At 38.4% G+C, this 848-nt stretch carries 2 protein-coding genes; both read right to left on the bottom strand.

What is annotated here, in order from left to right; genetic code table 11:
* The coding region (locus tag HPK16_RS16510) for a sugar transferase (RefSeq protein ID WP_181677981.1) at positions 1–586 on the bottom strand (586 nt) is incomplete at its 3' end.
* 10 nt (positions 587–596) lie between these two features.
* Positions 597–848: tyrosine-protein kinase family protein (locus HPK16_RS16505; RefSeq protein WP_425487948.1), on the bottom strand; the 252-nt coding region annotated here is incomplete at its 5' end.

The raw sequence follows: 848 nt of genomic DNA, 5'->3' as shown, positions 1-848 counted from the left end.
AAAAACTAACTTTTTGAATATACTCTAAATCTAAATTGACCATTTCCGCAAAACTTACATCATTGCGTCCGCTAACTTGCCATAAACCTGTGCATCCTGGTGTAATCGAAAGCCTTCTATGATCGCGGACAGAATATTCAGCGACTTCACGCTCTAACGGTGGTCGTGGTCCAACAAGTGACATATCGCCTTTTAGTACATTAACAAGTTGTGGTAATTCATCGATACTTGTCTTTCTTAAAAAACGTCCTAATTTCGTAATACGTGGATCATCTTTCATCTTAAACATTGCGCCTTCTACCTCATTAAATTGAAGCAGCTCAGCAAGTTTTGCCTCTGCATTCGGAATCATCGTCCGAAATTTATACATCATAAATCGCTTGCCATTTTTTCCAATTCGCTCTTGTTTAAAAAAGACAGGAGCACGCCAATCACTTAGTTTAATGATCAAAGCTAGTACAAGAAAGAATGGTGTTAAAAGGAGTAACCCTGCGCTTGCTCCTAGCACATCTATACCTCGTTTGACAATTGGATAACGTTTAGTAGCTTTTTTAGTGGACTCAGCCACGGTTTTCATGGATTCCATTGCAATCTCCTTATTGATAGTAATAATAGTTGCTCGAATTGTTTTTTACACGATTTAATACCGTGCCGATAATTGGAACATGCGTTTTTCGAAGTTGCTCTACAGCTACTTTGGCACGTTCTTTTAGTGTTTTGTCACTTCGAAGGACGACGATCGCGCCTTCTACATAGGGGGTTAAAACAAGGGCATCTGATGAAGCTAAAATAGGTGGGGTATCAATAATAATTTGATCGTATTCTTCTGTAAATCGTTTAATTAACTG

Origin of the sequence: Paenilisteria rustica (assembly GCF_013820765.1) — a bacterium.
In the GTDB taxonomy this organism is placed as follows: Bacteria; Bacillota; Bacilli; order Lactobacillales; family Listeriaceae; genus Listeria_A; species Listeria_A rustica.
This window is presented reverse-complemented; position numbering and strand designations above follow the sequence as displayed.